The organism is Enterobacter cloacae complex sp. 402C9, from assembly GCF_050030745.1.
GTDB classification, from domain to species: domain Bacteria; phylum Pseudomonadota; class Gammaproteobacteria; order Enterobacterales; family Enterobacteriaceae; genus Enterobacter; species Enterobacter intestinihominis.
Window position 1 is genome coordinate 4,129,635 of the sequence record NZ_JBLGUW010000001.1, and the last position, 23,257, is coordinate 4,152,891.

Annotated in this window: 26 protein-coding genes and 2 tRNA genes; 8 read left to right on the forward strand and 20 right to left on the reverse strand. The window is 53.7% G+C overall.

The window, feature by feature from the left end; translation table 11 throughout:
• Together rimP and ACQG1K_RS19650 are read right to left on the reverse strand one after the other, a co-directional pair.
• The gene (gene rimP, locus ACQG1K_RS19645) at positions 1–453 is read right to left on the reverse strand and encodes a ribosome maturation factor RimP (RefSeq protein ID WP_014833432.1); all 453 of its coding nucleotides are present in this window, start codon (positions 451–453) and stop codon (positions 1–3) included.
• Positions 454–660: 207 nt separating this feature from the next.
• Positions 661–737, reverse strand: a tRNA-Met gene (locus ACQG1K_RS19650).
• A 287-nt stretch (positions 738–1,024) separates the two neighbouring features.
• Between ACQG1K_RS19650 and argG the strand changes: the two genes are divergently transcribed.
• Positions 1,025–2,371 carry an argininosuccinate synthase gene (argG, locus tag ACQG1K_RS19655; protein WP_022649518.1) on the forward strand — a complete coding sequence of 449 codons (1,347 nt, stop codon included), beginning with the start codon at positions 1,025–1,027 and terminating at the stop codon, positions 2,369–2,371.
• Between the two features lie 187 nt (positions 2,372–2,558).
• Here the strand turns inward: argG and ACQG1K_RS19660 are convergent.
• The 6 genes from ACQG1K_RS19660 to rlmE all read right to left on the reverse strand — a co-directional run bounded on the left by ACQG1K_RS19660 (position 2,559) and on the right by rlmE (position 8,150).
• A tRNA-Leu gene (locus ACQG1K_RS19660) sits at positions 2,559–2,645 on the reverse strand.
• Positions 2,646–2,654: 9 nt separating this feature from the next.
• Positions 2,655–2,987, reverse strand: a complete 333-nt coding sequence (secG, locus tag ACQG1K_RS19665; protein ID WP_022649519.1) for a preprotein translocase subunit SecG — start codon at positions 2,985–2,987, stop codon at positions 2,655–2,657.
• A 222-nt stretch (positions 2,988–3,209) separates the two neighbouring features.
• The gene (gene glmM / locus ACQG1K_RS19670; RefSeq protein WP_003861804.1) at positions 3,210–4,547 is read right to left on the reverse strand and encodes a phosphoglucosamine mutase; all 1,338 of its coding nucleotides are present in this window, start codon (positions 4,545–4,547) and stop codon (positions 3,210–3,212) included.
• Positions 4,540–5,388 (reverse strand): dihydropteroate synthase, encoded by an 849-nt coding sequence (gene folP, locus ACQG1K_RS19675; RefSeq protein WP_022649520.1) that lies wholly within the window; start codon positions 5,386–5,388, stop codon positions 4,540–4,542. Before folP ends, glmM begins: the two co-directional genes overlap by 8 nt.
• Positions 5,389–5,486: 98 nt before the next feature.
• Positions 5,487–7,421, reverse strand: coding sequence for an ATP-dependent zinc metalloprotease FtsH (gene ftsH / locus ACQG1K_RS19680; RefSeq protein WP_003861810.1), 1,935 nt, complete (start codon positions 7,419–7,421; stop codon positions 5,487–5,489).
• 102 nt (positions 7,422–7,523) lie between these two features.
• Positions 7,524–8,150: a 23S rRNA (uridine(2552)-2'-O)-methyltransferase RlmE gene (gene rlmE, locus ACQG1K_RS19685; RefSeq protein WP_003861812.1), complete on the reverse strand. Its 627-nt coding sequence runs from the start codon at positions 8,148–8,150 to the stop codon at positions 7,524–7,526.
• A 127-nt stretch (positions 8,151–8,277) separates the two neighbouring features.
• Between rlmE and yhbY the strand changes: the two genes are divergently transcribed.
• Complete coding sequence (gene yhbY / locus ACQG1K_RS19690) at positions 8,278–8,571, forward strand: ribosome assembly RNA-binding protein YhbY (protein ID WP_003861814.1); 294 nt, start codon at positions 8,278–8,280, stop codon at positions 8,569–8,571.
• A gap of 151 nt (positions 8,572–8,722) precedes the next feature.
• On the opposite strand, the gene greA is transcribed toward yhbY, so the two are convergent.
• On the reverse strand, positions 8,723–9,199 hold the full coding sequence (gene greA, locus ACQG1K_RS19695; protein ID WP_023298719.1) for a transcription elongation factor GreA: 477 nt from the start codon (positions 9,197–9,199) through the stop codon (positions 8,723–8,725).
• Between the two features lie 228 nt (positions 9,200–9,427).
• Between greA and dacB the strand changes: the two genes are divergently transcribed.
• From dacB to pmrB, 3 genes are read left to right on the forward strand one after another with little or no spacing between them, the layout of a single operon-like run.
• On the forward strand, positions 9,428–10,861 hold the full coding sequence (gene dacB, locus ACQG1K_RS19700; protein WP_003861817.1) for a serine-type D-Ala-D-Ala carboxypeptidase: 1,434 nt from the start codon (positions 9,428–9,430) through the stop codon (positions 10,859–10,861).
• A 2-nt stretch (positions 10,862–10,863) separates the two neighbouring features.
• A complete protein-coding gene (pmrA, locus tag ACQG1K_RS19705; RefSeq protein WP_046620875.1) occupies positions 10,864–11,526 on the forward strand; it encodes a two-component system response regulator PmrA in 663 nt (220 codons plus the stop codon).
• On the forward strand, positions 11,523–12,566 hold the full coding sequence (gene pmrB, locus ACQG1K_RS19710; protein WP_046620878.1) for a two-component system sensor histidine kinase PmrB: 1,044 nt from the start codon (positions 11,523–11,525) through the stop codon (positions 12,564–12,566). The genes pmrA and pmrB overlap by 4 nt, the downstream gene beginning before the upstream one ends.
• 33 nt (positions 12,567–12,599) lie before the next feature.
• On the opposite strand, the gene cgtA is transcribed toward pmrB, so the two are convergent.
• From cgtA to rplU, 4 genes are all read right to left on the reverse strand, one after another.
• A complete protein-coding gene (cgtA, locus tag ACQG1K_RS19715) occupies positions 12,600–13,775 on the reverse strand; it encodes an Obg family GTPase CgtA (protein ID WP_046620879.1) in 1,176 nt (391 codons plus the stop codon).
• Between the two features lie 15 nt (positions 13,776–13,790).
• Complete coding sequence (locus ACQG1K_RS19720) at positions 13,791–14,756, reverse strand: DMT family transporter (protein WP_003861826.1); 966 nt, start codon at positions 14,754–14,756, stop codon at positions 13,791–13,793.
• Between the two features lie 95 nt (positions 14,757–14,851).
• Positions 14,852–15,109: a 50S ribosomal protein L27 gene (gene rpmA / locus ACQG1K_RS19725; protein ID WP_003861831.1), complete on the reverse strand. Its 258-nt coding sequence runs from the start codon at positions 15,107–15,109 to the stop codon at positions 14,852–14,854.
• Positions 15,110–15,128: 19 nt separating this feature from the next.
• The gene (gene rplU, locus ACQG1K_RS19730) at positions 15,129–15,440 is read right to left on the reverse strand and encodes a 50S ribosomal protein L21 (protein ID WP_003025032.1); all 312 of its coding nucleotides are present in this window, start codon (positions 15,438–15,440) and stop codon (positions 15,129–15,131) included.
• A gap of 257 nt (positions 15,441–15,697) precedes the next feature.
• On the opposite strand from rplU, the gene ispB reads away from it, so the two are divergent.
• Both ispB and sfsB read left to right on the forward strand, forming a co-directional pair.
• The gene (gene ispB, locus ACQG1K_RS19735) at positions 15,698–16,669 is read left to right on the forward strand and encodes an octaprenyl diphosphate synthase (RefSeq protein WP_006812126.1); all 972 of its coding nucleotides are present in this window, start codon (positions 15,698–15,700) and stop codon (positions 16,667–16,669) included.
• A gap of 229 nt (positions 16,670–16,898) precedes the next feature.
• Positions 16,899–17,186, forward strand: coding sequence for a DNA-binding transcriptional regulator SfsB (sfsB, locus tag ACQG1K_RS19740; protein ID WP_022649524.1), 288 nt, complete (start codon positions 16,899–16,901; stop codon positions 17,184–17,186).
• A 63-nt stretch (positions 17,187–17,249) separates the two neighbouring features.
• Here the strand turns inward: sfsB and murA are convergent, their stop codons facing one another.
• From murA to mlaF, 7 genes are all read right to left on the reverse strand, one after another.
• On the reverse strand, positions 17,250–18,509 hold the full coding sequence (gene murA / locus ACQG1K_RS19745) for a UDP-N-acetylglucosamine 1-carboxyvinyltransferase (protein ID WP_006812128.1): 1,260 nt from the start codon (positions 18,507–18,509) through the stop codon (positions 17,250–17,252).
• Between the two features lie 50 nt (positions 18,510–18,559).
• Positions 18,560–18,814, reverse strand: a complete 255-nt coding sequence (gene ibaG / locus ACQG1K_RS19750) for a BolA family iron metabolism protein IbaG (RefSeq protein ID WP_003861840.1) — start codon at positions 18,812–18,814, stop codon at positions 18,560–18,562.
• A gap of 126 nt (positions 18,815–18,940) precedes the next feature.
• Entirely contained in the window at positions 18,941–19,234 is a 294-nt protein-coding gene (mlaB, locus tag ACQG1K_RS19755; protein WP_022649525.1) for a lipid asymmetry maintenance protein MlaB, read from the reverse strand.
• Positions 19,234–19,869 (reverse strand): phospholipid-binding protein MlaC, encoded by a 636-nt coding sequence (gene mlaC / locus ACQG1K_RS19760; RefSeq protein WP_006812130.1) that lies wholly within the window; start codon positions 19,867–19,869, stop codon positions 19,234–19,236. Before mlaC ends, mlaB begins: the two co-directional genes overlap by 1 nt.
• Positions 19,870–19,887: 18 nt before the next feature.
• A complete protein-coding gene (gene mlaD, locus ACQG1K_RS19765) occupies positions 19,888–20,436 on the reverse strand; it encodes an outer membrane lipid asymmetry maintenance protein MlaD (RefSeq protein ID WP_022649526.1) in 549 nt (182 codons plus the stop codon).
• A 4-nt stretch (positions 20,437–20,440) separates the two neighbouring features.
• Entirely contained in the window at positions 20,441–21,223 is a 783-nt protein-coding gene (gene mlaE, locus ACQG1K_RS19770) for a lipid asymmetry maintenance ABC transporter permease subunit MlaE (RefSeq protein WP_003861848.1), read from the reverse strand.
• A gap of 7 nt (positions 21,224–21,230) precedes the next feature.
• A complete protein-coding gene (mlaF, locus tag ACQG1K_RS19775) occupies positions 21,231–22,043 on the reverse strand; it encodes a phospholipid ABC transporter ATP-binding protein MlaF (protein ID WP_022649527.1) in 813 nt (270 codons plus the stop codon).
• A gap of 227 nt (positions 22,044–22,270) precedes the next feature.
• Here mlaF and ACQG1K_RS19780 point away from each other — a divergent pair, with 227 nt between their 5' ends.
• On the forward strand, positions 22,271–23,248 hold the full coding sequence (locus ACQG1K_RS19780) for a calcium/sodium antiporter (RefSeq protein WP_003861852.1): 978 nt from the start codon (positions 22,271–22,273) through the stop codon (positions 23,246–23,248).
• Positions 23,249–23,257: the final 9 nt, after the last annotated feature.

Here is a 23,257-nt window from a genome sequence, read left to right on the forward strand (position 1 = left end):
TTAAAAGTGGGGAACCAGGTTCGCCTTCTGGATATTACTCAGCGCGAACACTTCATCTTTGCCTTCGACTGTCACCGTGATCATTTCACCATCAACGGCTTTGATAATTCCCTGCCATTTACGGCGGTTCTGTACGGCCATACGCAGAACGAGAGCCACTTCTTCACCGGTAAAGCGCACATAGTGCTCGGCCGTGAACATCGGACGATCGAGGCCAGGTGAGGAAACTTCCAGGTTGTACGCAACGGTAATCGGATCTTCAACATCAAGAACCGCACTCACCTGGTGGCTGACATCAGCACAATCATCAACATTGATGCCATCTTCACTATCAATATAGATGCGCAGCGTCGATGTGCGGCCGCGAACGAATTCGATGCCGACCAGTTCGTAGCCCAGTGCTTCGACCGGTGCAGTAATCATCTCTGTTAATTTTTGCTCTAATGTGGACAAGCCCACCCCCAAGACATAAAAAAAGGGCGTAAAGCCCAGTTATTCTGTAGTCAGATAACAAAAAACCCCGATAAATCGGGGCTTTAGATAACTGAACCCTATAGCCACAACTGTGGCCTGGAGCACTTTCCGAAAGAATTTTTTCAAATCCAGCTACGAAGGCTCTAAGTCTTCACAGTATATTTGAAAAAAAACTTTATAGGAAAGTGGTTGCGGGGGCCGGATTTGAACCGACGACCTTCGGGTTATGAGCCCGACGAGCTACCAGGCTGCTCCACCCCGCGCCTGAAACGTGGCAAATTCTACGCGTTTTGGACAGAATTTGCAAATAATGCTGGGATTTGGTACCGAAGACGGGACGTAAAATCGGCGTTTAGTATATTGATAGTTGACCCCACCTGTCAACCCAGCTTCTGCCAGACAGAACAGACCAAATTTTTTACAAAAAACGCACGAGTCTCTTCCGGTCTTCGACAAAAGATGATTAAATGAATACTCACTTATTTTGCATAAAAATGCACAAGAGAGCGAAAGCGGTCTCTAAACAGTCAATCAAGCAGGGTTTTATTCTATGACGACGATTCTCAAGCATCTTCCGGTAGGACAACGTATTGGCATCGCTTTCTCAGGCGGCCTGGATACCAGCGCTGCACTGCTGTGGATGCGCCAGAAGGGAGCGGTTCCGTATGCATATACTGCGAACCTGGGTCAGCCGGACGAGGAAGATTATGACGCGATCCCTCGTCGTGCCATGGAGTATGGCGCAGAGAACGCACGTCTGATTGACTGCCGTAAGCAACTGGTCGCTGAAGGCATTGCCGCTATCCAGTGCGGTGCTTTTCATAACACTACCGGCGGCCTGACCTATTTTAATACCACTCCGCTGGGTCGTGCTGTCACCGGCACCATGCTGGTCGCCGCCATGAAAGAAGATGGCGTGAACATCTGGGGTGATGGCAGTACCTATAAAGGCAACGATATTGAACGTTTCTATCGTTACGGTCTGCTGACCAACGCCGAGTTGCAGATCTACAAACCGTGGCTGGATACCGACTTCATCGACGAACTGGGTGGCCGTCATGAAATGTCTGAGTTTATGATTGCCTGCGGCTTTGACTATAAGATGTCCGTTGAGAAAGCCTACTCAACCGACTCCAACATGCTGGGTGCGACGCACGAAGCGAAAGACCTGGAATTCCTGAACTCTAGCGTAAAAATTGTTAACCCGATCATGGGCGTAAAATTCTGGGATGAGAACGTGAAGATCCCGGCGGAAGAAGTGACCGTGCGTTTCGAACGCGGTCATCCGGTTGCCCTGAACGGTAAAACCTTCTCAGACGATGTTGAACTGATGCTGGAAGCAAACCGCATCGGCGGTCGTCACGGTCTGGGTATGAGCGATCAGATCGAAAACCGTATCATCGAAGCGAAAAGCCGTGGCATTTACGAAGCTCCAGGGATGGCGCTGCTGCACATCGCTTACGAGCGTCTGCTGACCGGTATTCACAACGAAGACACCATTGAGCAGTATCACGCTCATGGCCGTCAGCTGGGCAAACTGCTGTATCAGGGTCGCTGGTTTGATCCACAGGCGCTGATGCTGCGTGACGCCCTGCAACGTTGGGTGGCGAGCGCAATCACCGGCGAAGTGACGCTGGAACTGCGTCGCGGCAATGATTACTCCATCCTCAATACCGTGTCTGACAACCTGACCTATAAAGCAGAGCGTCTGACCATGGAGAAAGGTGAGTCAGTATTCTCTCCGGATGACCGTATCGGTCAACTGACCATGCGTAACCTGGACATCACCGATACCCGTGAGAAGCTGTTCAACTATGTTGAGAATGGCCTGCTCTCCGCGAATTCCGGTAATGGTCTGCCGCAGGTTGAGAACCTGGAACACAGCGATAAGAAGTAATCGACAGCAAGACATGTAAAAGGCGCCCAATGGGCGCCTTTTTTGTGGTCTTCGTAGGCCCGGTAAGCGCAGCGCCACCGGGCAAAACGGCGGGCGGCGCTGCGCTTACCCGCCCTACAATAGATCGGAAACACAGAATGTACAGACGAAAAAAAAGACGTCTTGCGACGTCTTTCTTCTGGAATATTGGTACCGAGGATGGGACTCGAACCCACAAGCCCGTTAGGGCACTACCACCTCAAGGTAGCGTGTCTACCAATTCCACCACCTCGGTACTGAATACTTACTGCGGGATATCGCTGGTTGGCTTAGCCGGTGCAGCTGGCTGAGTTTGCTCACTTTTTGCTGGCGCGCTCAGGTTTTCCCACTCGCTTCCTTTACTGGTCTTGTTGCTATTGATATTGCCCAACACCAGACTGATGATGAAGAACAGCGTAGCCAGAATCGCCGTCGTACGGGTCATGAAGTTCGCAGAACCACTTGAACCGAACAGCGTACCGGAAGCGCCTGCTCCGAAGGAGGCTCCCATATCAGCGCCTTTACCTTGCTGCAGCATAATCAGCGCTACGAGAGCGATGGCTACAATAAGGAAAATAACTAAAAGAGCTTCGTACATAATCAACCTGTTCCTTGCGGATTTGCCGCATACCAATGCTTCGACCAATTAGCAGGATTTTGTTTCCCACTGAAGCGGGTGTGAATACTAACCAAAGCGAATCACCTTCGCAAGGGCATTTTCGAGGCATTGTATCAACTGCGGAAAAAAACAGCAAAAAGCCATTAATTGCTTAAAACAAAGGCGGCAAACGCCGCCTTTTTAAACACTTATTCTGAAAGATTATGCAGCTTTCACTGCATCCGCAATGCGGTGCGCAAATTCAGTTACCTGCGCTTCGTCTTCACCTTCCACCATCACGCGGATCAGCGGCTCGGTACCCGACTTACGCAGCAGGACGCGTCCACGGCTGCCAAGCGTCGCTTCCACCTCTGCCATCACCGCTTTCACGTTATCATTTTCCAGCGGGTCGCCTTTACCAGCGGTGAAACGCACGTTCACCAGGATCTGCGGGAACATTTTCATGCCGCTGCACAGATCGTGCAGGCTCATATGGTTACGCGCCATCGCGGCAACAACCTGAAGCGCCGCCACAATGCCGTCACCGGTGGTGGTTTTATCGAGCAGGATCACGTGGCCGGAGTTTTCCGCGCCAATGCGCCAGCCTTTTTCCTGAAGTTTTTCCAGCACGTAGCGGTCACCCACTTTCGCGCGAACAAACGGGATGCCCAGCTGTTTCAGCGCCAGCTCCAGACCCATATTGCTCATCAGCGTGCCCACCGCGCCACCGCGCAGTTGCCCCTGACGCAGGCCTTCACGCGCAATGATGTAGAGGATCTGATCCCCGTCGACCTTGTTACCTTCGTGGTCAACCATGATCACACGGTCGCCATCGCCATCCAGGGCAATACCCAGATCGGCTTTTTCAGCCAGTACACGCGCCTGCAAGGCACGCACGTCTGTCGCGCCGACTTCTTCATTGATGTTCAGACCGTCCGGCTCGCAGCCGATGGTGATCACTTTCGCGCCCAGCTCGCGGAAAACATTCGGCGCAATGTGATAGGTCGCACCGTTTGCACAGTCCACCACAATTTTGAGGTGTGCCAGGCTCAGTTCATTCGGGAACGTGCCTTTGCAGAATTCAATGTAGCGGCCTGCGGCATCGACAATACGGTTGGCTTTACCCAGCTCAGCGGAGTCGACACAGGTGATCTCTTTCTCCATTTCCGCTTCAATCGCCTCTTCCACGTCATCCGGCAGTTTAGTGCCGTCGATGGAGAAGAATTTGATACCGTTGTCATAGAACGGATTATGAGAAGCTGAAATGACGATGCCCGCTTCCGCACGGAAGGTACGAGTCAGATAGGCAACAGCAGGGGTCGGCATTGGCCCCGTAAAGGAAGCTGAAAGCCCCGCCGCCGCCAGCCCGGCTTCCAGCGCGGACTCAAGCATATAACCCGAAATACGGGTATCTTTACCAATAATGATCTTACGGGAGCCATGACGCGCCAGTACCTTACCCGCCGCCCAGCCCAGCTTCAGGACAAAGTCAGGGGTAATTGGCGCATCGCCTACGCGCCCACGGATGCCATCGGTACCAAAATATTTACGATTACTCATAGCGTTTGTTTTCCTTCGCTGCCAGTGTGGCTTCCACCACACGCATGGCTTCTACTGTTTCTTTTACGTCATGGACGCGAATGATGTGTGCACCTTGCATCGCGGCAATCACCGCGCAGGCCAGACTGCCGCTCAGACGTTCGTTCGGCCCGACATTCAACAACTGACCAATCATCGATTTTCTCGACATTCCCACCAGCAGTGGCAGGCCGAACTGATGAAACTCTGATAAGCGCGCAAGCAACGCGTAATTGTGTGAGAGATTTTTACCGAAACCGAAGCCCGGGTCGAGCAGCAATTTCTCTTTTGCGATACCCGCACGTTCACAGCGTTCGATATGCTCAATAAAGAAGCGGGTGACGTCGGCAAACACATCTTCATATTTTGGCGCCTCCTGCATTGTCTTAGGCTGGCCCTGCATATGCATCAGACACACCGGTAGCCCGGTTTCAGCGGCGGCTTCAATTGCGCCCGGCTCGGTCAGCGAGCGGATATCATTGATAATGTGAGCGCCCACTCTCGCCACTTCACGGATCACTTCGGGTTTGGAGGTATCAACGGAGATCCACACTTCAAAGCGCCGGGCGATAGCCTCCACCACCGGCACCACGCGCGCCAGCTCTTCTTCCACCGAAACCTCCGCCGCGCCAGGCCGCGTTGACTCCCCTCCAACGTCAATGATGGTGGCACCCGCGTTGATCATTAAATTCGCGTGTTTAACCGCGTCGATAAGCGAGTTATGCGTGCCGCCGTCAGAGAAGGAATCAGGCGTGACATTCAGGATCCCCATCACATGCGGATGTGAAAGGTCGAGATGCGAGTCCTGGGCGAAGAGTTTCATGGCTAAATCCCTGTTATTTGCATGGTTATATAAAAAAGAAAAACCCCGGAGCACGCTCCAGGGTTTGATGTACAGACAAACGCTTCAACAGCAGTGACTTACTTGTCGCCCAACTGCTCTGACATGGTGTTGCCCGGGTTTGGCGTACGCGGTTCATCGACCGGACGCGGTGCACGCGGGGTGCCATTGTTGTCAGAATTGTTAGACGCGCCTGGGTCTTCCCAGCCTGCTGGCGGACGCACTTCGCGGCGAGCCATCAAGTCGTCAATCTGCGGCGCATCGATGGTCTCATATTTCATGAGCGCATCTTTCATCGAATGCAGGATGTCCATATTGTCATTCAGGATCTGACGGGCGCGAGCGTAGTTACGCTCAATCAGCGCTTTCACTTCCTGGTCGATGATACGAGCCGTTTCATCGGACATATGTTTCGCTTTTGCCACGGAGCGGCCCAGGAATACTTCGCCCTCTTCTTCTGCATAGAGCAGCGGACCGAGTTTGTCGGAGAAGCCCCACTGGGTCACCATGTTACGTGCCAGGTTTGTCGCCACTTTAATATCGTTCGACGCACCGGTGGAAACATGTTCCGCACCGTAGATGATCTCTTCTGCCAGACGACCGCCGTACAGGGTTGAAATCTGACTTTCCAGCTTCTGACGGCTGGCGCTGATCGCGTCGCCTTCAGGCAGGAAGAAGGTCACACCCAACGCACGACCGCGTGGAATGATCGTCACCTTGTGTACCGGATCGTGTTCCGGCACCAGACGACCGATAATCGCGTGGCCCGCTTCGTGATATGCCGTGGACTCTTTCTGCGCTTCCGTCATCACCATGGAGCGACGTTCCGCACCCATCATGATTTTGTCTTTCGCTTTCTCAAATTCCACCATGGACACTACACGCTTGTTACCGCGAGCGGCAAACAGTGCTGCCTCGTTGACCAGGTTAGCCAGATCCGCACCGGAGAAGCCTGGAGTACCACGCGCGATGATTGCCGCGTCGATATCTGGCGCCAGCGGTACGCGACGCATATGCACTTTCAGGATCTGTTCACGACCACGAACATCCGGCAGACCGACCACAACCTGACGGTCGAAACGGCCTGGACGCAGCAGCGCAGGGTCGAGTACGTCTGGACGGTTAGTTGCCGCGATAACGATGATACCTTCGTTACCTTCAAAGCCGTCCATTTCAACCAGCATCTGGTTCAGGGTCTGCTCACGTTCATCGTGACCACCGCCCAGGCCTGCGCCACGCTGGCGGCCAACGGCGTCGATTTCATCGATGAAGATGATGCACGGTGCTGCCTTCTTAGCCTGCTCGAACATGTCACGCACACGAGATGCACCGACACCCACGAACATTTCAACGAAGTCAGAACCTGAAATAGTAAAGAACGGGACCTTCGCTTCACCCGCGATGGCTTTTGCCAGCAGGGTTTTACCGGTACCCGGAGGGCCGACCATCAGGACGCCTTTCGGGATCTTACCGCCCAGTTTCTGGAAACGGCTCGGCTCGCGCAGGTATTCAACCAGTTCACCCACCTCTTCTTTTGCTTCGTCACAACCTGCTACGTCAGCAAAGGTGGTCTTGATCTGGTCTTCCGTCAGCATACGCGCCTTGCTCTTACCGAACGACATGGCACCTTTGCCACCACCGCCCTGCATCTGGCGCATAAAGAAGATCCAGACGCCGATAAGAAGCAGCATCGGGAACCAGGAAATGAAGATAGAAGCCAACAGGCTTGGTTCTTCCGGCGGCTCGCCTACCACTTTGACGTTTTTGGTCAGAAGGTTATCAAGCAGCTTAGGATCGTTCACCGGGATGTAAGTCGTGTAACGGTTACTATCTTTCTTGGTAACGTTGATCTCACGTCCGTTGATACGCGCTTCGCGAACCTGGTCCTGATTGACCTCTTGCAGGAAGGTAGAATAATCCACCTTGCGGCCATTCGACTCGCTGGGCCCAAAGCTCTGGAAAACTGACATCAGCACAACGGCAATGACCAGCCAGAGTATTAGGTTTTTCGCCATGTCACTCAAGGGATTAACCTCATATTACAACTGTGTTAAAAACAGCGTCAGGATACTCTATATCCAGTTTCATTCAAACTTTCGCCTGAAATCTACCGGTTATCATTTTCGCCCGGTCGCTACAATATACACTTCACGGGAACGGGCCCGGGAAGAGTCCGGCTTACGAACTTTGACCTTCGCAAACAGGGAGCGAATTTCCTTAAGATACTCCTCGAAACCTTCGCCCTGAAACACCTTCACAACAAAACTACCACCAGGCGCTAGTACATCACGACACATTTCTAACGCTAGTTCCACCAGATACATGGCGCGGGGGATATCCACCGCCGGTGTTCCACACATATTTGGTGCCATATCCGACATGACAACCTGGACCTTACTGTCACCTACACGATCAAGTAATGCTTTAAGCACTAATTCATCACGAAAGTCGCCCTGAAGGAAGTCGACACCGACGATGGGATCCATTGGTAAAAGATCGCATGCGATGATTCGGCCCGTTCCGCCGATCTGCGTAACCGCATACTGAGACCATCCGCCAGGTGCCGCACCGAGGTCGACCACCGTCATTCCCGGTTTAAAAAGTTTGTCACTTTGCTGTATTTCATCAAGTTTAAACCAGGCGCGGGAACGTAACCCCTTTTTCTGCGCCTGTTGAACATATTTATCGCTAAAGTGTTCCTGAAGCCAGCGGCTGGAGCTGGCAGAACGCTTTTTACCTGTCATTTAACATTTCCGTCCTGGTTCATCGTTACTTGCCTGTGACGTAAATTTCTACGCAGCTATTTGGCGATATTAGGGAGATGGCGGTAGAATGAACCGTTTTCAATCCCAACGTAAGCAAAAATATACGATGAATCTGAGTACTAAACAAAAACAGCACCTTAAAGGTCTGGCACATCCGCTCAAGCCTGTAGTGATGCTTGGCAACAATGGTTTGACCGAAGGGGTGCTTGCCGAGATTGAACAAGCGCTGGAACACCACGAGCTGATCAAGGTGAAAATCGCCTCTGAAGACAGAGACACTAAAAACCTGATCGTGGAAGCCATCGTGCGCGAAACCGGCGCCTGTAATGTACAGGTCATCGGTAAAACGCTGGTGCTCTATCGCCCATCTAAAGAGCGCAAAATCTCGCTGCCACGTTAAGGATATCCTGAATCAAACACATTTTCTGTGTGAAACGAGGGATTTCTTTCAGCAGGCGAGCAAAATGCCATGCTCCTTGAGTTGATAAAAGGCCGCTATGCGGCCTTTTTCTTTTCTTTACAATGTATCAACATCTTAGAAGAGAAGCGAATTACAGGTATTCAACCTTAATAATTTCGTATTCCACTTCGCCACCCGGGGTGCGGATAATCACAACATCATCCTGCTCTTTGCCAATCAGGCCGCGAGCAATCGGGGAGTTCACCGAAATCAGGTTCTGTTTGAAGTCCGCTTCATCATCACCCACGATGCGATAGGTTTGCTCTTCGTCGTTGTCCAGATTCAGGACGGTGACGGTAGAGCCGAAGATCACGCGACCGTTGTTTGGCATTTTAGTGATATCGATAACCTGCGCGTTGGACAGTTTCGCTTCGATATCTTTGATGCGCCCCTCGCAGAAACCCTGCTGCTCACGCGCCGCGTGGTATTCAGCATTCTCTTTCAGGTCGCCATGCTCACGCGCATCCGCGATAGCGGCGATGATTTCAGGGCGACGTACGGATTTCAGAAAATCCAGCTCTTCGCGCAGTTTTTCGGCACCACGTAAGGTCATCGGAATAGCTTGCATTTGTTATACCTCTTAAACATTCCTGTTGGGAGCAGTGTTCCCTGCTCCAGCCCACCTGAACAGGCCAGAAGCAAAAAGAAAACCGACCCGGGAGCAACGCCCCAGGTCAGCAGCAATTTTTCAATTTGATACGCATTTTACCGCGAAGTTCACTATGGGTCATCGTTTACTTTACAGTGCCATGCACCGTAGTATGACGGTTTGTTTTCGGGTTGTTAGCGCGAGATTATGCGATTTTCCAGTTTTATCATCGGATTGACTACCAGTATAACGTTCACCGTTCAGGCCGCGAATGTTGATGAGTACATTAATCAACTGCCCGCCGGCGCGAACCTTGCCCTGATGGTGCAGAAGGTTGGCGCGCAGGCTCCCGAGATTGACTATCACAGTCAACAGATGGCGCTGCCTGCCAGTACCCAGAAGGTGATCACTGCCCTCGCCGCCCTGCTCCAGCTCGGGCCTGACTTCCGTTTTACTACCACCCTTGAAACCAGAGGTAACGTTGAGGGTGGCGAACTGAAAGGCGATCTTATCGCCCGTTTTGGTGGCGATCCCACCTTTAAGCGCCAGGATGTCCGCAACATGGTGGCGGTACTGAAAAAATCCGGCGTAACAAAAATTGATGGCAACGTGCTGATCGACACCTCCATTTTCGCCAGCCACGATAAAGCGCCTGGCTGGCCATGGAACGACATGACGCAGTGCTTTAGCGCCCCGCCAGCCGCCGCCATCGTTGACCGTAACTGCTTCTCCGTATCGCTTTACAGCGCGCCAAAACCCAATGACTTAGCGTTTATCCGCGTGGCGTCTTACTACCCGGTCACGATGTTCAGCCAGGTGCGGACGCTGGCGAAAGGCTCCCCGGAGGCACAGTATTGTGAGCTCGACGTGGTACCGGGCGATCTCAATCGCTATACGCTCACCGGCTGCCTGACCCAGCGGGCCGATCCCCTCCCGCTGGCCTTTGCCATTCAGGATGGCGCAGGCTATGCCGGTGCCATTTTTAAAGATGAACTGAAGCAGGCGGGCATAACCTACACCGGAACGCTGCTGCGCCAGACGCAGGTGAATGAACCAGGCACGGTGATTGCCAGCAAACAGTCCGCGCCACTGCATGATTTGCTTAAGATTATGCTGAAAAAGTCGGATAACATGATTGCCGACACGGTGTTCCGTATGATCGGGCACGCGCGCTTTGGTGTGCCAGGAACCTGGCGGGCCGGTTCTGATGCCGTACGTCAGATCCTGCGCCAGCAGGCGGGTATCGATCTGGGCAATACGATCGCTGTCGACGGTTCCGGTTTATCGCGCCATAACCTGATCTCACCGGCCACCATGATGCAGGTGTTGCAGTACATCGCTCAGCATGACGCTGAGCTAAACTTTATTACAATGCTGCCGCTCGCCGGACACGATGGGTCACTTCAGTACCGTGCGGGCCTTCACGCTGCAGGCGTGGATGGCAAAGTGTCAGCCAAAACGGGTTCCCTGCAGGGCGTTTACAACCTTGCCGGTTTTATCACGACAGCCAGCGGGCAACGCATGGCCTTTGTGCAGTATCTGTCCGGCTATGCCGTCGAACCGGCTGACCAGCGCAATCGTCGTATTCCACTGGTGCGTTTCGAAAGCAGGCTCTATAAGGACATCTACCAGAATAACTAGCGATGAAACTACTTATAGTTGAAGACGATCTGTTATTACAGGAAGGGTTAGCGCTGGCACTGGGGAATGAGGGCTACGCCCTGGATTGTGCCGCCACGGCGGCTGAAGCAGATGCCTTGATCCAGAGCGGAGAATACAGCCTTGTGATTCTGGATTTGGGACTGCCGGATAAAGACGGCGCGACGCTGCTCTGCCAGTGGCGTCGTCGCGGAGTGGAGAATCCCGTATTGATTCTCACCGCCCGCGATGCCATTGAAGACAGAATTAACGGGCTGGATTCTGGCGCTGACGATTATCTGGTAAAACCCTTCGCCCTTGCCGAGCTACAGGCTCGCGTACGGGCGTTAATCCGCCGCTATCAGGGCCACAGCGACAACATGCTGACGGACGGGGATATCACCCTCAATCTGCAAACTCAGCAGGTGCTGCGCCAGTCTCAGCCTGTGGAAGTGACCCCAAAAGAGTTCGCTCTGCTGACGCGTCTGATCATGCGCAGCGGGCAGACCGTGCACCGTGAAACGCTGCAACAGGACATCTACTCCTGGCAGGACGATCCAGGATCAAACACGCTTGAAGTTCACATTCATAATCTGCGCCGCAAGCTCGGTAAAGATCGCATCAAAACCGTACGTGGCGTGGGTTACCGTCTGGAGAGCCAGAAATGAACAGTATGCGCCGGCGATTAATGGTGTTGCTGGCGGTTATACTGCTATTTTTTCAACTGGTTAGCGTAGTCTGGCTGTGGCATGAGAGCCGCGAGCAAATCGGTTTTCTGGTGAATGAAACGTTGTCTGCGAAAGCGCGCAACAACCATGTCGAAAAAGAGATCCGCGAAGCCATTGCCTCCCTGCTAGTCCCTTCTCTGGTGATGGTCGGTTTTACCCTGCTCTTCTCATTCTGGGCCGTCACCTGGATCACCCGACCACTCAACAAACTTCGCGCCAGCCTTGCGAACCGTTCGGCGGATAATCTGACTCCCCTGCCGATGTATTCTGATATGGAAGAGATAGGCGCAGTAACCACGTCCCTCAACCAACTCCTCGCCCGGCTGGACCACACTATTCAACAGGAACGCCTGTTTACCGCCGATGCGGCACACGAGTTACGTACGCCGCTTGCGGGGATCAGGCTCCATCTGGAACTGATGGCTCAGTCCGGTTCCCCGCAGGCCACGCCACTGATAAACCGGATCGATCAGTTGATGCACACGGTGGAACAGCTGCTGATGCTGGCGCGTGCCGGACAGGCGATGGCCAGCGGCCATTACGATACCGTGAACTGGACTGAGACGATCATTGCTCCGCTTAGCCTGGAGCATGAAGCCAGAGAGCATACGGTGATATGGCCGGCCCACAGCGCGCTGACGGTTCAGGGGGACGCCGTCCTGTTACGTCTGATGCTAAGGAACCTTCTGGAGAATGCCGCCCGCTACAGCCCGGCAGGCACAACCATTGAAGTGGCATTAACAGCGACGGAGAGCGGTACCCGGGTGAGCGTTACCGATCAGGGGCCGGGTATTGATGAGGCACACCGCCAGTCGATCACCGAACCTTTCCGACGTCTCGACCAGCGCTACGGCGGCAGCGGCCTTGGGCTGAGCATCGTACAGCGTATCGTTCAGCTCCATCATGGCTATTTAACGCTGGAGAACGGCGCTGAGGGCGGCCTCATCGCCAGCTGTTGGTTACCGGCGAAAATAGGATAAAAAAAAGCCCCGTTAAGGGGCTTTATACTGAGGTTAGTGCTTGTAGATGAACTCGACGCCTTCTTCGTCGTCTTCATCCCAGTCATCGTCCCAGTCTTCATCATCTTCATCCGCTTCCAGCTCTTCGAGCTGCTGGCGGTGGTAGTCATCCCACATGAATTCAACTTTTTCAGGCTGTTTCGCCTCTTCTGCCTGAACAACCGGATTCTCGATGATAAAGGTCATCACATCCCAGCAGAGATCTTTCACGCCAACCTGGCTGGCGGCAGAGATCAGGTAGTACTTATCTTCCCAACCCATCGCTTCGGCAATCGCTTTAGCTTTCGCTTCAGCTTCCGCTTTATCCATCAGGTCGATCTTGTTAAATACCAGCCAGCGCGGTTTTTGCGCCAGTTTTTCACTGTATTTCTCCAGCTCACCGATAATGATACGGGCGTTTTCAACCGGATCGGAACCGTCGATTGGATCGATGTCGATGAGGTGCAACAGTACGCGACAACGCTCAAGGTGCTTCAGGAAGCGAATCCCCAGACCGGCGCCTTCTGCTGCCCCTTCAATCAGACCCGGGATGTCAGCGACCACGAAGCTCTTCTCGTTATCCATACGGACAACGCCCAGGCTCGGTACCAGTGTCGTAAACGGATAATCCGCCACTTTTGGTTTCGCCGCAGAGACCGCACGGATAAACGTCGATTTACCGGCGTTTGGCATACCCAGCATCCCCACATCCGCCAGCAGCATCAGTTCCAGTTGCAGGTCGCGCTTATCACCCGGGGTACCCATGGTTTTCTGACGCGGGGTACGGTTAACGGAAGATTTGAAACGGCTGTTACCCAGACCGTGCCAGCCGCCTTTCGCCACCATCAGGCGCTGACCGTGTTTGGTCATATCACCCATGGTTTCGCCCGTGCCCTGATCGATGACACGCGTACCTACCGGCACTTTGATCGTCACGTCTTTACCGCGTTTACCGGTACAGTCGCGGCTCTGGCCGTTCTGCCCACGTTCGGCGCGGAAAGATTTTTCGAAACGGTAGTCGATCAGCGTGTTGAGGTTTTCATCCGCCTCCAGCCACACGTCGCCACCGTCCCCACCGTCACCGCCGTCAGGACCGCCACGAGGAATATATTTTTCACGGCGGAAGCTTACACAACCGTTACCGCCATCACCTGCCACGACCAGAATCGTCGCTTCATCAACAAACTTCATTTTACTCTCCGTAACTCATTCGCCTGAGCGGGGGACTATTACAACCGCTTCATTTTTGCGCCAACGCCCCCAGAGACGATGACCAATGGCGGAATACATCGCGCCCGCAACCACGACAAACGCACCGAGATAACCCAACAGGTTGAGCATCGGCTTGACGAAGACATCGGGCCAGGCCATTGATAACAAATCTGAAAATAACAGCGTAAACAGCGGGGTAAGCGTGATTAAGGCGCTCACCTGTGCTGCCTGCCAGCGCGCCATGGCTTCAGCCAGCGCGCCATAACCGACCAGCGTGTTCAGCCCACAAAAAATGAGGCACGCCAGTTGCCAGTCGCTGAGCTGGGTAATCACCCCCGGCTTAGCTAACGGCAATAATGCCAGTGTACACAAAGTGTACAGCAAAAAGAGGATCTGCTGTGAGGCAAGACGACGCAATAACACCTTTTGCGCGACGCCATAACTCACCCAGACCGTTGCTGCACCCACCCCAAAAATGACACCCCAGGTGTAATCCGTCAGGCGGGTAAAAATCTCGATCAGACTGGTGTTAAAGAACATCACCAGACCGCAAAGCAGCATGCTTGCCCCGATGATCTGCGTACCGCGCATCTTCTCCTTGAGGATGAATACGCTGGCGACCATCATGCCGACCGGTGATAGCTGACCAATCACCTGCGACGCTGTAGGGCTAAGATATTGCAGGGAAGAGCTGAACAGAATGAAGTTACCGAACAGACCGCCCGTCGCGATAGCCAGTAACACCAGCCAGCGCGGTTTTCGGAAGATGCGCAGCGGCGGCAGCTTACCTTTGACGGCCAGAATGGCGCCCAGGCCTATACTTGCCATCAGGAAGCGATAAAACACCACCGTGGGCGGTTCCATCACTTCCAGTACCTGCTTCATTGCAATTGGCAGCGCCCCCCAGCACATCGCGGTAGTGAGCGCCAAAAGAATACCAATGCCGGCCTGCTGCTTCATGCCCGTTTTCCCTACAGAAAATTTTCCGGGTTTCCAATGTAAAAAGCCCCGCAACACGTTGCGGGGCTTTAATCCGTTACCGGACCGAGAAAACCTTACTCAGCAACGATGCTGATGTATTTACGGTTGTTCGGGCCTTTAACTTCAAATTTCACTTTACCGTCTGCTTTAGCAAACAGAGTGTGGTCACGACCGCAACCTACGTTGGTACCCGCGTGGAACTTGGTGCCACGCTGACGAACGATGATGCTACCCGCCAGAACGGATTCGCCACCGAAACGCTTAACGCCCAGGCGTTTAGCTTCTGAATCGCGACCGTTACGTGTGGAGCCGCCAGCCTTTTTATGTGCCATTTAAATCTCTCCTCAGGTCTTAGGCGCTGATGCCAGTAATTTTCACATCAGTGAACCACTGACGGTGGCCCTGCTGCTTACGATAGTGTTTACGACGACGAAACTTAACGATTTTAACTTTCTCGCCACGACCGTGAGCAACAACTTCAGCTTTGATAACGCCGCCATCAACGAAAGGAACGCCGATTTTGACTTCTTCACCGTTTGCGATCATCAGAACTTCAGCGAACTCAACAGATTCGCCAGTTGCGATGTCCAGCTTTTCCAGGCGAACGGTCTGACCTTCGCTTACTCGGTGTTGTTTACCACCACTTTGGAAAACCGCGTACATATAAACTCCGCTTCCGCGCACATCCTCGTATGATTCAGAGTGCGCTATAAATATTCACAATAGGGCGCGAATATTACGCAAAACGCGAGCCTTTGACAAGTGCTACCATCAATACATGAAGAAAAAAAACACAACACGTACGGTAACGTTTATCTGAGCCATTTTTTCAGTACAATCAGCAATACTATTTATAAACCGAAACCCTTTGTGTACCCATCTCGTGTGGGATAAACAGGATAAAAAGCCCGGCTTTTGCGATGAATTTAGAAAAAATCAATGAGTTAACCGCGCAAGATATGGCGGGTGTGAATGCAGCAATCCTGGAGCAACTCAACTCTGACGTTCAGCTGATCAATCAGTTGGGCTATTACATCGTCAGCGGCGGCGGTAAACGTATTCGTCCGATGATTGCCATTCTGGCCGCACGCGCGGTTGGCTATCAGGGAAATGCCCACGTCACGATCGCGGCGCTGATCGAATTTATCCACACCGCCACCCTGCTTCATGACGATGTTGTGGATGAATCAGACATGCGTCGTGGCAAAGCCACCGCCAATGCCGCGTTTGGTAATGCGGCAAGCGTTCTGGTAGGGGATTTTATCTATACCCGAGCCTTCCAGATGATGACCAGCCTTGGCTCGCTGAAGGTGCTGGAAGTGATGTCAGAAGCCGTAAACGTTATCGCTGAAGGCGAAGTCCTACAGTTGATGAACGTCAACGACCCGGATATCACCGAAGAAAACTATATGCGGGTGATTTACAGCAAGACCGCACGTCTGTTTGAAGCCGCCGCGCAGTGCTCCGGCATTCTGGCAGGCTGTAGCGAAGCTCAGGAAAAAGGGCTTCAGGACTACGGCCGTTACCTCGGCACCGCGTTCCAGCTGATTGATGATTTGCTGGACTACAGCGCGGATGGCGAAACGCTCGGTAAAAACGTTGGCGATGACCTGAACGAAGGCAAGCCAACGCTGCCGCTGCTCCACGCGATGCGCAATGGCACACCAGAGCAGGCGAAAATGATCCGGGAGGCTATCGAGCAGGGAAATGGTCGCCATCTTCTGGAACCGGTACTGGAAACAATGGCCATCTGTGGTTCCCTTGAATGGACGCGTCAGCGTGCTGAAGAAGAAGCAGACAAAGCCATCGCCGCAATTCAGGTCATTCCCGACAGCCCATGGCGTGATGCGCTAATCGGCCTCGCGCACATCGCCGTCCAGCGCGACCGTTAATCCCCTCCTCATCTCCCTGCGATTTCGTAGGGAGGTTCCAGTACGCACCAATAAATTACATTTACGCGTAAACTCATCAGGTTACAGGCCGTATGTATAAAGCCGTGCCTTATTCTGAATATTGCTTCTCGTAACATGAACTTTTTAGAACAGATGTTCGAAGTGAGTATAGTAATGCTGTCTTTTCACACGAAACGACGTGGACGATAACGAACACAAGGACAGCATTATGGATACAAAATTCATCGACTGGCATTCTGCTGACATTATTGCGGCACTGCGTAAAAAAGGGACATCGCTGGCTGCCGAATCACGTCGTCATGGGCTGAGCTCGTCGACGCTGGCAAACGCCCTGACCCGCCCATGGCCGAAGGGGGAACTGATTATTGCGACGGCGCTGGATACGCATCCGTGGGTGATATGGCCGTCACGATATCACGATCCCATTACCCATGAATTTATCGACAGAACGCGCATGATGCGCCAGAGCAAAGCGAAGAAAGCACATCAGGACTGATGCACCCGGATTTACAGGAACAGCAATCCCCCGGCCTGTTCTGGCAGGGGGGTGCCGGAACGATTACTCGCCCTTCACACGCTCGATATTCGCACCCAGCGCGCGCAGTTTGTCTTCAATACGCTCGTAACCACGATCGATGTGGTAGATACGATCGACAACGGTAGTCCCTTCTGCAATACAACCTGCCAGTACGAGGCTCGCAGACGCGCGCAGATCGGTCGCCATCACCTGCGCACCGGACAGTTTTTCAACGCCGTGGCAAATGACCGTGTTGCTTTCAATCTCAGCATGCGCACCCATACGGATCAGTTCCGGTACGTGCATGAAACGGTTTTCGAAGATAGTTTCCGTGATGAAGCCTGTGCCTTCGGCCACCAGGTTCAACAGGGTGAACTGTGCCTGCATATCCGTCGGGAATGCCGGATGTGGCGCAGTGCGCACGTTAACGGCTTTAGGACGCTGCCCGTGCATATCGAGGCTGATCCAGTCTTCACCGATTTCAATGTCCGCACCCGCATCGCGCAGTTTCGCCAGCACCGCATCCAGGGTATCCGGTTGTGCGTTACGACAAACAATCTTACCGCCAGAAATGGCAGCCGCTACCAGGAAAGTACCGGTTTCGATACGGTCTGGCAGTACGCGGTACACACCACCACCCAGACGTTCAACGCCTTCGATGGTGATACGGTCTGTGCCCTGCCCGCTGATCTTCGCCCCCAGCGCGACCAGGAAGTTCGCGGTATCCACGATTTCCGGCTCTCGGGCGGCGTTTTCGATGATGGTAGTGCCTTCTGCCAGCGTAGCAGCCGACATGATGGTTACCGTTGCGCCCACGCTCACTTTGTCCATGACAATGTGCGCGCCTTTCAGGCGACCATTGACGGACGCTTTAACGTACCCCTCTTCCAGCTTGATCTCCGCGCCCAGCTTTTCCAGACCGAAGATATGCAGGTCGACTGGACGGGCGCCGATAGCGCATCCGCCCGGCAGTGAAACCTGTCCCTGACCGAAACGCGCAACCAGCGGGCCAAGCGCCCAGATGGAAGCACGCATGGTTTTCACCAGCTCATACGGCGCTGAGAAGTTGTTCACGTTGCTGGCATCGATCCAGACGGAACCGTTACGCTCCACTTTAGTGCCCAACTGGCCGAGCAACTTCATGGTCGTGTCGATATCTTTCAGCTTCGGTACGTTCTGGATCTCTACCGGCTCTTCTGCGAGCAGCGCAGCGAAAAGAATGGGCAGCGCGGCGTTTTTAGCGCCAGAAATTGTGACTTCGCCCTGGAGACGCGTGGGTCCCTGTACACGAAATTTATCCATCGTTTGCTCTCTTATAAATTCAACCGTGCTGCGGGCGCTTCGCCCTCAGCTCAAAAACCGTTTAGTTTGCGATCGCGTGCCCACTCCTGTGGGGTGAACGCTTTAATCGACAGGGCGTGGATGCGGTTATCCGCAATGTATTCCATCAGCGGCGCGTACACAGCCTGCTGTTTCTTCACGCGACTCATTCCGTCGAACATCTCACCCACAGCAATAACCTGGAAGTGACTGCCATCGCCAGAGACGTGGGCTTCCTGAAGGGAGAGTGCATTCATCAGCACTGTCTGGATTTCATTATTTTCCATGGGGTCTACATCATCTGATAGTGAAAACAAGCTCAACATCTTAGAGTAAAGTGGCGCGGTCTTAAACAAGCAAAAAGCCCCGACGCGTAAACTGTCGGGGCTTTCGGAAGTAACGTACTGAAAAAGTTAGCGAGGTAATACGTCTTCAGGCAAATTGTAAAGCTGTGCAAGGGTTACGACATTATCGCTTACCCCCGTCAGGGTGACGCTACTCCCCTGCTTTTTGCCCGTGGCCACCAGGTGCGCCAGCAGGGCGATACCGGCGGTATCTACCCGCGTGACGCCATGGAGATCAATCAACGTCACGCCCTGCATCGCGTTATGGCGAGCGTCCCACAGCGGGTTAAGCAGATCCTGATCCAGCTCTCCCGTCAGCGTCAACGTCTCGCCGTCACGCGCCCAGCTAAGCTGCTGTGACATTACTTCTTCTCGTCCAGGGTAATTTTCTGACGAGAGATGGACTGAAGCTGAGCCGTCAGGCCATCGATGCCTTTGGTGCGCAGCAGATCGCTCCACTCGTTCTGTTTAGTGGTGATCATGCTGACGCCTTCAGCGATCATGTCGTACGCCTGCCAGTTTCCGGTCTGGCTGTTTTTACGCCACTGGAAGTCCAGGCGTACCGGTGGACGACCGTTTGGATCGATAATCGTCACGCGGATAGGAATGATGGTGGCATCGCCCAGCGGCTGTTCAGGGGCAATCTGATAGGTCTGCCCGTGGTACATCGCCAGCGCCTGGCCGTAAGCCTGTTTCAGGTATTCACGGAACGCCGCAAAGTAAGCCTCGCGCTGCGCCGGGGTCGCGTCTTTGTAGTAACGGCCCAGCACCAGTGCGCCCGCGTACTTGATCTGCACATACGGCAGCAGCTCCTGATCCACCACATCACGCAGATAATCAGGGTTAGAACGGATTTTGGGCTGTTCGTTTTTAAGACGGTCGAAGGTTTTCTTCGCGGCCTCATCCATCAGTTTGTACGGGTTACTCTGATCCGCAGCGTGCGCCGCGGTTAGAGGGGCAATGACCAGCATGGCAACCATTAACAGTCGTTTAAACATGAATGACTTCTCCTGAAATTAATTCGTCGCGCCTGGCGTCGGTTCGACGTTGGTGTGGTCTTCACTCTGCGCAGGGGCATCGTCAGACTTTTTATCATCCCCTTTACTGTTGTAAAGGAACTGACCAATCATATCTTCCAGCACCATCGCTGACTTGGTATCCTGGATTACGCTACCGTCTTTAAGGATAGACGTTCCCAGCTCAGGATCTTCAAAACCAACGTTAAGGGCCAGATATTGCTCCCCCAGCAGGCCAGAGGTGCGGATAGAGAGCGAGCTGGTGTCCGGAATGTGGTTATAGCGTTCTTCGATATCCATTGCGACGCGCGGCAGATAGGTTTTCTCATCAAGCGTAATGTCAGCGACACGTCCAATAACGACGCCACCAATACGGACCGGTGAGCGCGCCTTCAGGCCGCCGATATTATCGAAAGTCGCGTAGACGCGATACGTCGGCTCGGTGCGAACAGAGGTGATGTCCGCCGCGCGCAGGCAGATAAACAGCGCGGCCAGCAGCGCCAGAAGCAAAAACACGCCAACCCAAATTTCATTTTTTCTCGTTTGCATGAACTCAATTCCCAAACATCAGTGCGGTGAGCACAAAATCCAGACCTAAAACGGCCAGCGACGAATGTACGACAGTACGCGTCGTTGCACGGCTAATGCCCGCCGACGTCGGAATGGCATCGTAACCATTAAACAACGCAATCCAGGTAACCGTCACAGCGAAAACCACGCTCTTGATCAGACAGTTCACCAGATCCATCCGCAGATCGATGGCGTCCTGCATGGCAGACCAGAAGAACCCGGCATCAATGCCTTTCCAGTTGACGCCAACCAGCGCGCCTCCCCAGATACCTACCGCCACAAAGAGGATAGTCAGTAACGGTAAGGAGATAACCCCGGCCCAGAAGCGCGGCGAGATCACCCGGCGCAGCGGATCGACCGCCATCATCTCCATACTGGAGAGCTGCTCTGTGGCGCGCATCAGGCCAATTTCAGCCGTCAGCGCTGATCCGGCACGCCCGGCGAACAGCAGCGCTGCTACAACCGGCCCGAGTTCACGCAGCAGCGAGAGCGCCACCAGCATGCCAAGGCTGGTTTCCGCGCTGTAGGTTGTCAGCACCAGATACCCCTGCAACCCTAGCACCATGCCAATAAACAGACCCGACACGATGATGATAAGCATCGACAGCACGCCGACGTTATAAAGCTGCCGCACCAGTAACGGCGCATGCTTGCGGAACTCCGGTTTGCCAACCAGCGCGTTGAACAACATTAATCCGGCACGCCCGAACGTACTGATGGTTTTTAGGCCACGGTGTCCAAGACCCGCCAACGCATTTAACAGCATGAGTGGATTAACTCCCTATTCCCAGTAAATCGTCATGATAGTCGCCCGCCGGATAGCGGAAAGGCACCGGCCCATCTGCGATACCGTCCAGGAACTGCCGCACGCGCGGATCGCCATTCTCCTGCAACGCCTGAGCGCTGCCGTGGGCGACGATCTTTTTGTCAGCCACAATATAGGCGTAATCAGCAATACTCAGCACTTCCGGCACGTCGTGGGAAACCACCACGCAGGTGACGCCAAGGGCGCTGTTCAGCTCCGAGATTAACTTCACCAGCACGCCCATGGTGATAGGGTCCTGCCCAACGAACGGTTCATCGAACATGATTAAATCGGGTTCCAGGGCAATAGCACGCGCCAGCGCGGCGCGGCGCGCCATCCCACCCGAGAGTTCGGACGGCATAAGTTTCGCAGCCCCCCGCAACCCCACGGCTTCGAGCTTCATCATCACCGTGCTGTGCAACAGCGCAGGAGGAAGATGGGTATGCTCACGCAGCGGATAGGCCACGTTGTCAAATACGTTCATATCGGTGAATAGCGCACCCGACTGAAAGAGCATGCTCATTCGTTTGCGAACCGTGTAGAGGCGCGAGCGAGACATCTCCGGGACGTTTTCACCGTCGAAGAGAATTTCGCCGCTATCAGGGGGGATTTGCCCGCCGATAAGACGCAGCAACGTCGTTTTACCGATCCCTGACGGCCCCATGATGGCGGTGATTTTACCGCGCGGCACGGTCAGCGAAATATCATCAAATATCACCCGGTTGCCGCGAGAAAAACTGACGCCCCGGACATCGACTATATTCGCCATCGTTTGGCTCATTTATGGTTCCTTACTTACCTTGCTTCACTGCTGGCATGAAGCGTAAATCAGCCCTAAACCCCGCATTTTTACAGAATATTCACTATTGGGGTTAGCGAAAGCTGGCATTTGTTTTACTTTTCCGGCGCATAAAGTCAAAATTAGGAATTCGTCACGTCTCAGACTTCATCTGGCGCTAAAATTCGTGCGCAGTGGACCAGCGAGTATACCTGAAGAAAGGACTTTTGATGCTTTTAGCAACAGCACTGTTAATAATTGGTTTACTGTTGGTGGTCTACAGTGCTGACCGTTTGGTCTTTGCCGCATCCATTCTCTGTCGACTCATTGGCATGCCGCCCATCATTATTGGGATGACGGTGGTCAGTGTAGGCACATCGCTTCCTGAAATCATCGTTTCTGTTTCAGCCTCGTTGCATGGCCAGGTCGACCTCGCTATTGGCACCGCGATTGGCTCTAACATCGTCAATATCTTGCTGATTTTAGGCTTAGCCGCATTACTGCATCCATTTCGCGTACATTCCGATGTTTTGCGTCGTGAATTGCCGCTAATGTTAGTCGTCAGTCTGCTGGCAGGCTATGTGCTTTATGACGGGGTGCTGAGCGTCGGTGACGGTATATTCCTGCTCGCCCTGGCCGTGATCTGGTTGCTTTACAGCGTGAAGATCGCACGTCTGGCGGAAAAACAGGGTAACGATAGCCTCACGCGTGAGCATCTCGCCGAACTGCCACGGGAAGGGACCTTACCCGTCGCCCTGCTGTGGCTGGGCGTCGCGCTGATTATAATGCCAATGGCCACGCGGATGGTGGTCGATAACGCGACGGTGCTGGCGAACGCGTTTGCGATGAGCGAACTGACAATCGGTCTGACGGTCATCGCCATCGGCACCAGCCTGCCAGAGCTGGCTACCGCCATCGCCGGGGCGCGTAAAGGGGAAGATGATATCGCCATCGGCAATATCATTGGCTCGAATATTTTCAATATCGCGATCGTGACGGGGCTGCCGGCATTAATCTCACCGGGGCCGTTTAACCCTATGGTCTTCACGCGCGATTACGGTGTGATGCTGCTGGTCAGCGTAATTTTCGCCCTGCTCTGCTGGCGGCGAAAAGAGCAGATCGGCAAAGGCGCGGGCGCGCTGCTGACGGGTGGATTTATCGTATGGCTGGCGATGCTGTACTGGCTCTCGCCACTTCTCTCTGGGTAAACGGAAACG

Excerpts from the sequence above, each read along its gene's own strand:
- argG (WP_022649518.1), top strand. The coding sequence starts at position 1,025 with ATGACGACGATTCTCAAGCATCTTCCGGTAGGACAACGTATTGGCATC.
- secG (WP_022649519.1), bottom strand. The coding sequence starts at position 2,987 with ATGTACGAAGCTCTTTTAGTTATTTTCCTTATTGTAGCCATCGCTCTC.
- glmM (WP_003861804.1), bottom strand. The coding sequence starts at position 4,547 with ATGAGTAATCGTAAATATTTTGGTACCGATGGCATCCGTGGGCGCGTA.
- folP (WP_022649520.1), bottom strand. The coding sequence starts at position 5,388 with ATGAAACTCTTCGCCCAGGACTCGCATCTCGACCTTTCACATCCGCAT.
- ftsH (WP_003861810.1), bottom strand. The coding sequence starts at position 7,421 with ATGGCGAAAAACCTAATACTCTGGCTGGTCATTGCCGTTGTGCTGATG.
- rlmE (WP_003861812.1), bottom strand. The coding sequence starts at position 8,150 with ATGACAGGTAAAAAGCGTTCTGCCAGCTCCAGCCGCTGGCTTCAGGAA.
- yhbY (WP_003861814.1), top strand. The coding sequence starts at position 8,278 with ATGAATCTGAGTACTAAACAAAAACAGCACCTTAAAGGTCTGGCACAT.
- greA (WP_023298719.1), bottom strand. The coding sequence starts at position 9,199 with ATGCAAGCTATTCCGATGACCTTACGTGGTGCCGAAAAACTGCGCGAA.
- dacB (WP_003861817.1), top strand. The coding sequence starts at position 9,428 with ATGCGATTTTCCAGTTTTATCATCGGATTGACTACCAGTATAACGTTC.
- pmrA (WP_046620875.1), top strand. The coding sequence starts at position 10,864 with ATGAAACTACTTATAGTTGAAGACGATCTGTTATTACAGGAAGGGTTA.
- pmrB (WP_046620878.1), top strand. The coding sequence starts at position 11,523 with ATGAACAGTATGCGCCGGCGATTAATGGTGTTGCTGGCGGTTATACTG.
- cgtA (WP_046620879.1), bottom strand. The coding sequence starts at position 13,775 with ATGAAGTTTGTTGATGAAGCGACGATTCTGGTCGTGGCAGGTGATGGC.
- ACQG1K_RS19720 (WP_003861826.1), bottom strand. The coding sequence starts at position 14,756 with ATGAAGCAGCAGGCCGGCATTGGTATTCTTTTGGCGCTCACTACCGCG.
- rpmA (WP_003861831.1), bottom strand. The coding sequence starts at position 15,109 with ATGGCACATAAAAAGGCTGGCGGCTCCACACGTAACGGTCGCGATTCA.
- rplU (WP_003025032.1), bottom strand. The coding sequence starts at position 15,440 with ATGTACGCGGTTTTCCAAAGTGGTGGTAAACAACACCGAGTAAGCGAA.
- ispB (WP_006812126.1), top strand. The coding sequence starts at position 15,698 with ATGAATTTAGAAAAAATCAATGAGTTAACCGCGCAAGATATGGCGGGT.
- sfsB (WP_022649524.1), top strand. The coding sequence starts at position 16,899 with ATGGATACAAAATTCATCGACTGGCATTCTGCTGACATTATTGCGGCA.
- murA (WP_006812128.1), bottom strand. The coding sequence starts at position 18,509 with ATGGATAAATTTCGTGTACAGGGACCCACGCGTCTCCAGGGCGAAGTC.
- ibaG (WP_003861840.1), bottom strand. The coding sequence starts at position 18,814 with ATGGAAAATAATGAAATCCAGACAGTGCTGATGAATGCACTCTCCCTT.
- mlaB (WP_022649525.1), bottom strand. The coding sequence starts at position 19,234 with ATGTCACAGCAGCTTAGCTGGGCGCGTGACGGCGAGACGTTGACGCTG.
- mlaC (WP_006812130.1), bottom strand. The coding sequence starts at position 19,869 with ATGTTTAAACGACTGTTAATGGTTGCCATGCTGGTCATTGCCCCTCTA.
- mlaD (WP_022649526.1), bottom strand. The coding sequence starts at position 20,436 with ATGCAAACGAGAAAAAATGAAATTTGGGTTGGCGTGTTTTTGCTTCTG.
- mlaE (WP_003861848.1), bottom strand. The coding sequence starts at position 21,223 with ATGCTGTTAAATGCGTTGGCGGGTCTTGGACACCGTGGCCTAAAAACC.
- mlaF (WP_022649527.1), bottom strand. The coding sequence starts at position 22,043 with ATGAGCCAAACGATGGCGAATATAGTCGATGTCCGGGGCGTCAGTTTT.
- ACQG1K_RS19780 (WP_003861852.1), top strand. The coding sequence starts at position 22,271 with ATGCTTTTAGCAACAGCACTGTTAATAATTGGTTTACTGTTGGTGGTC.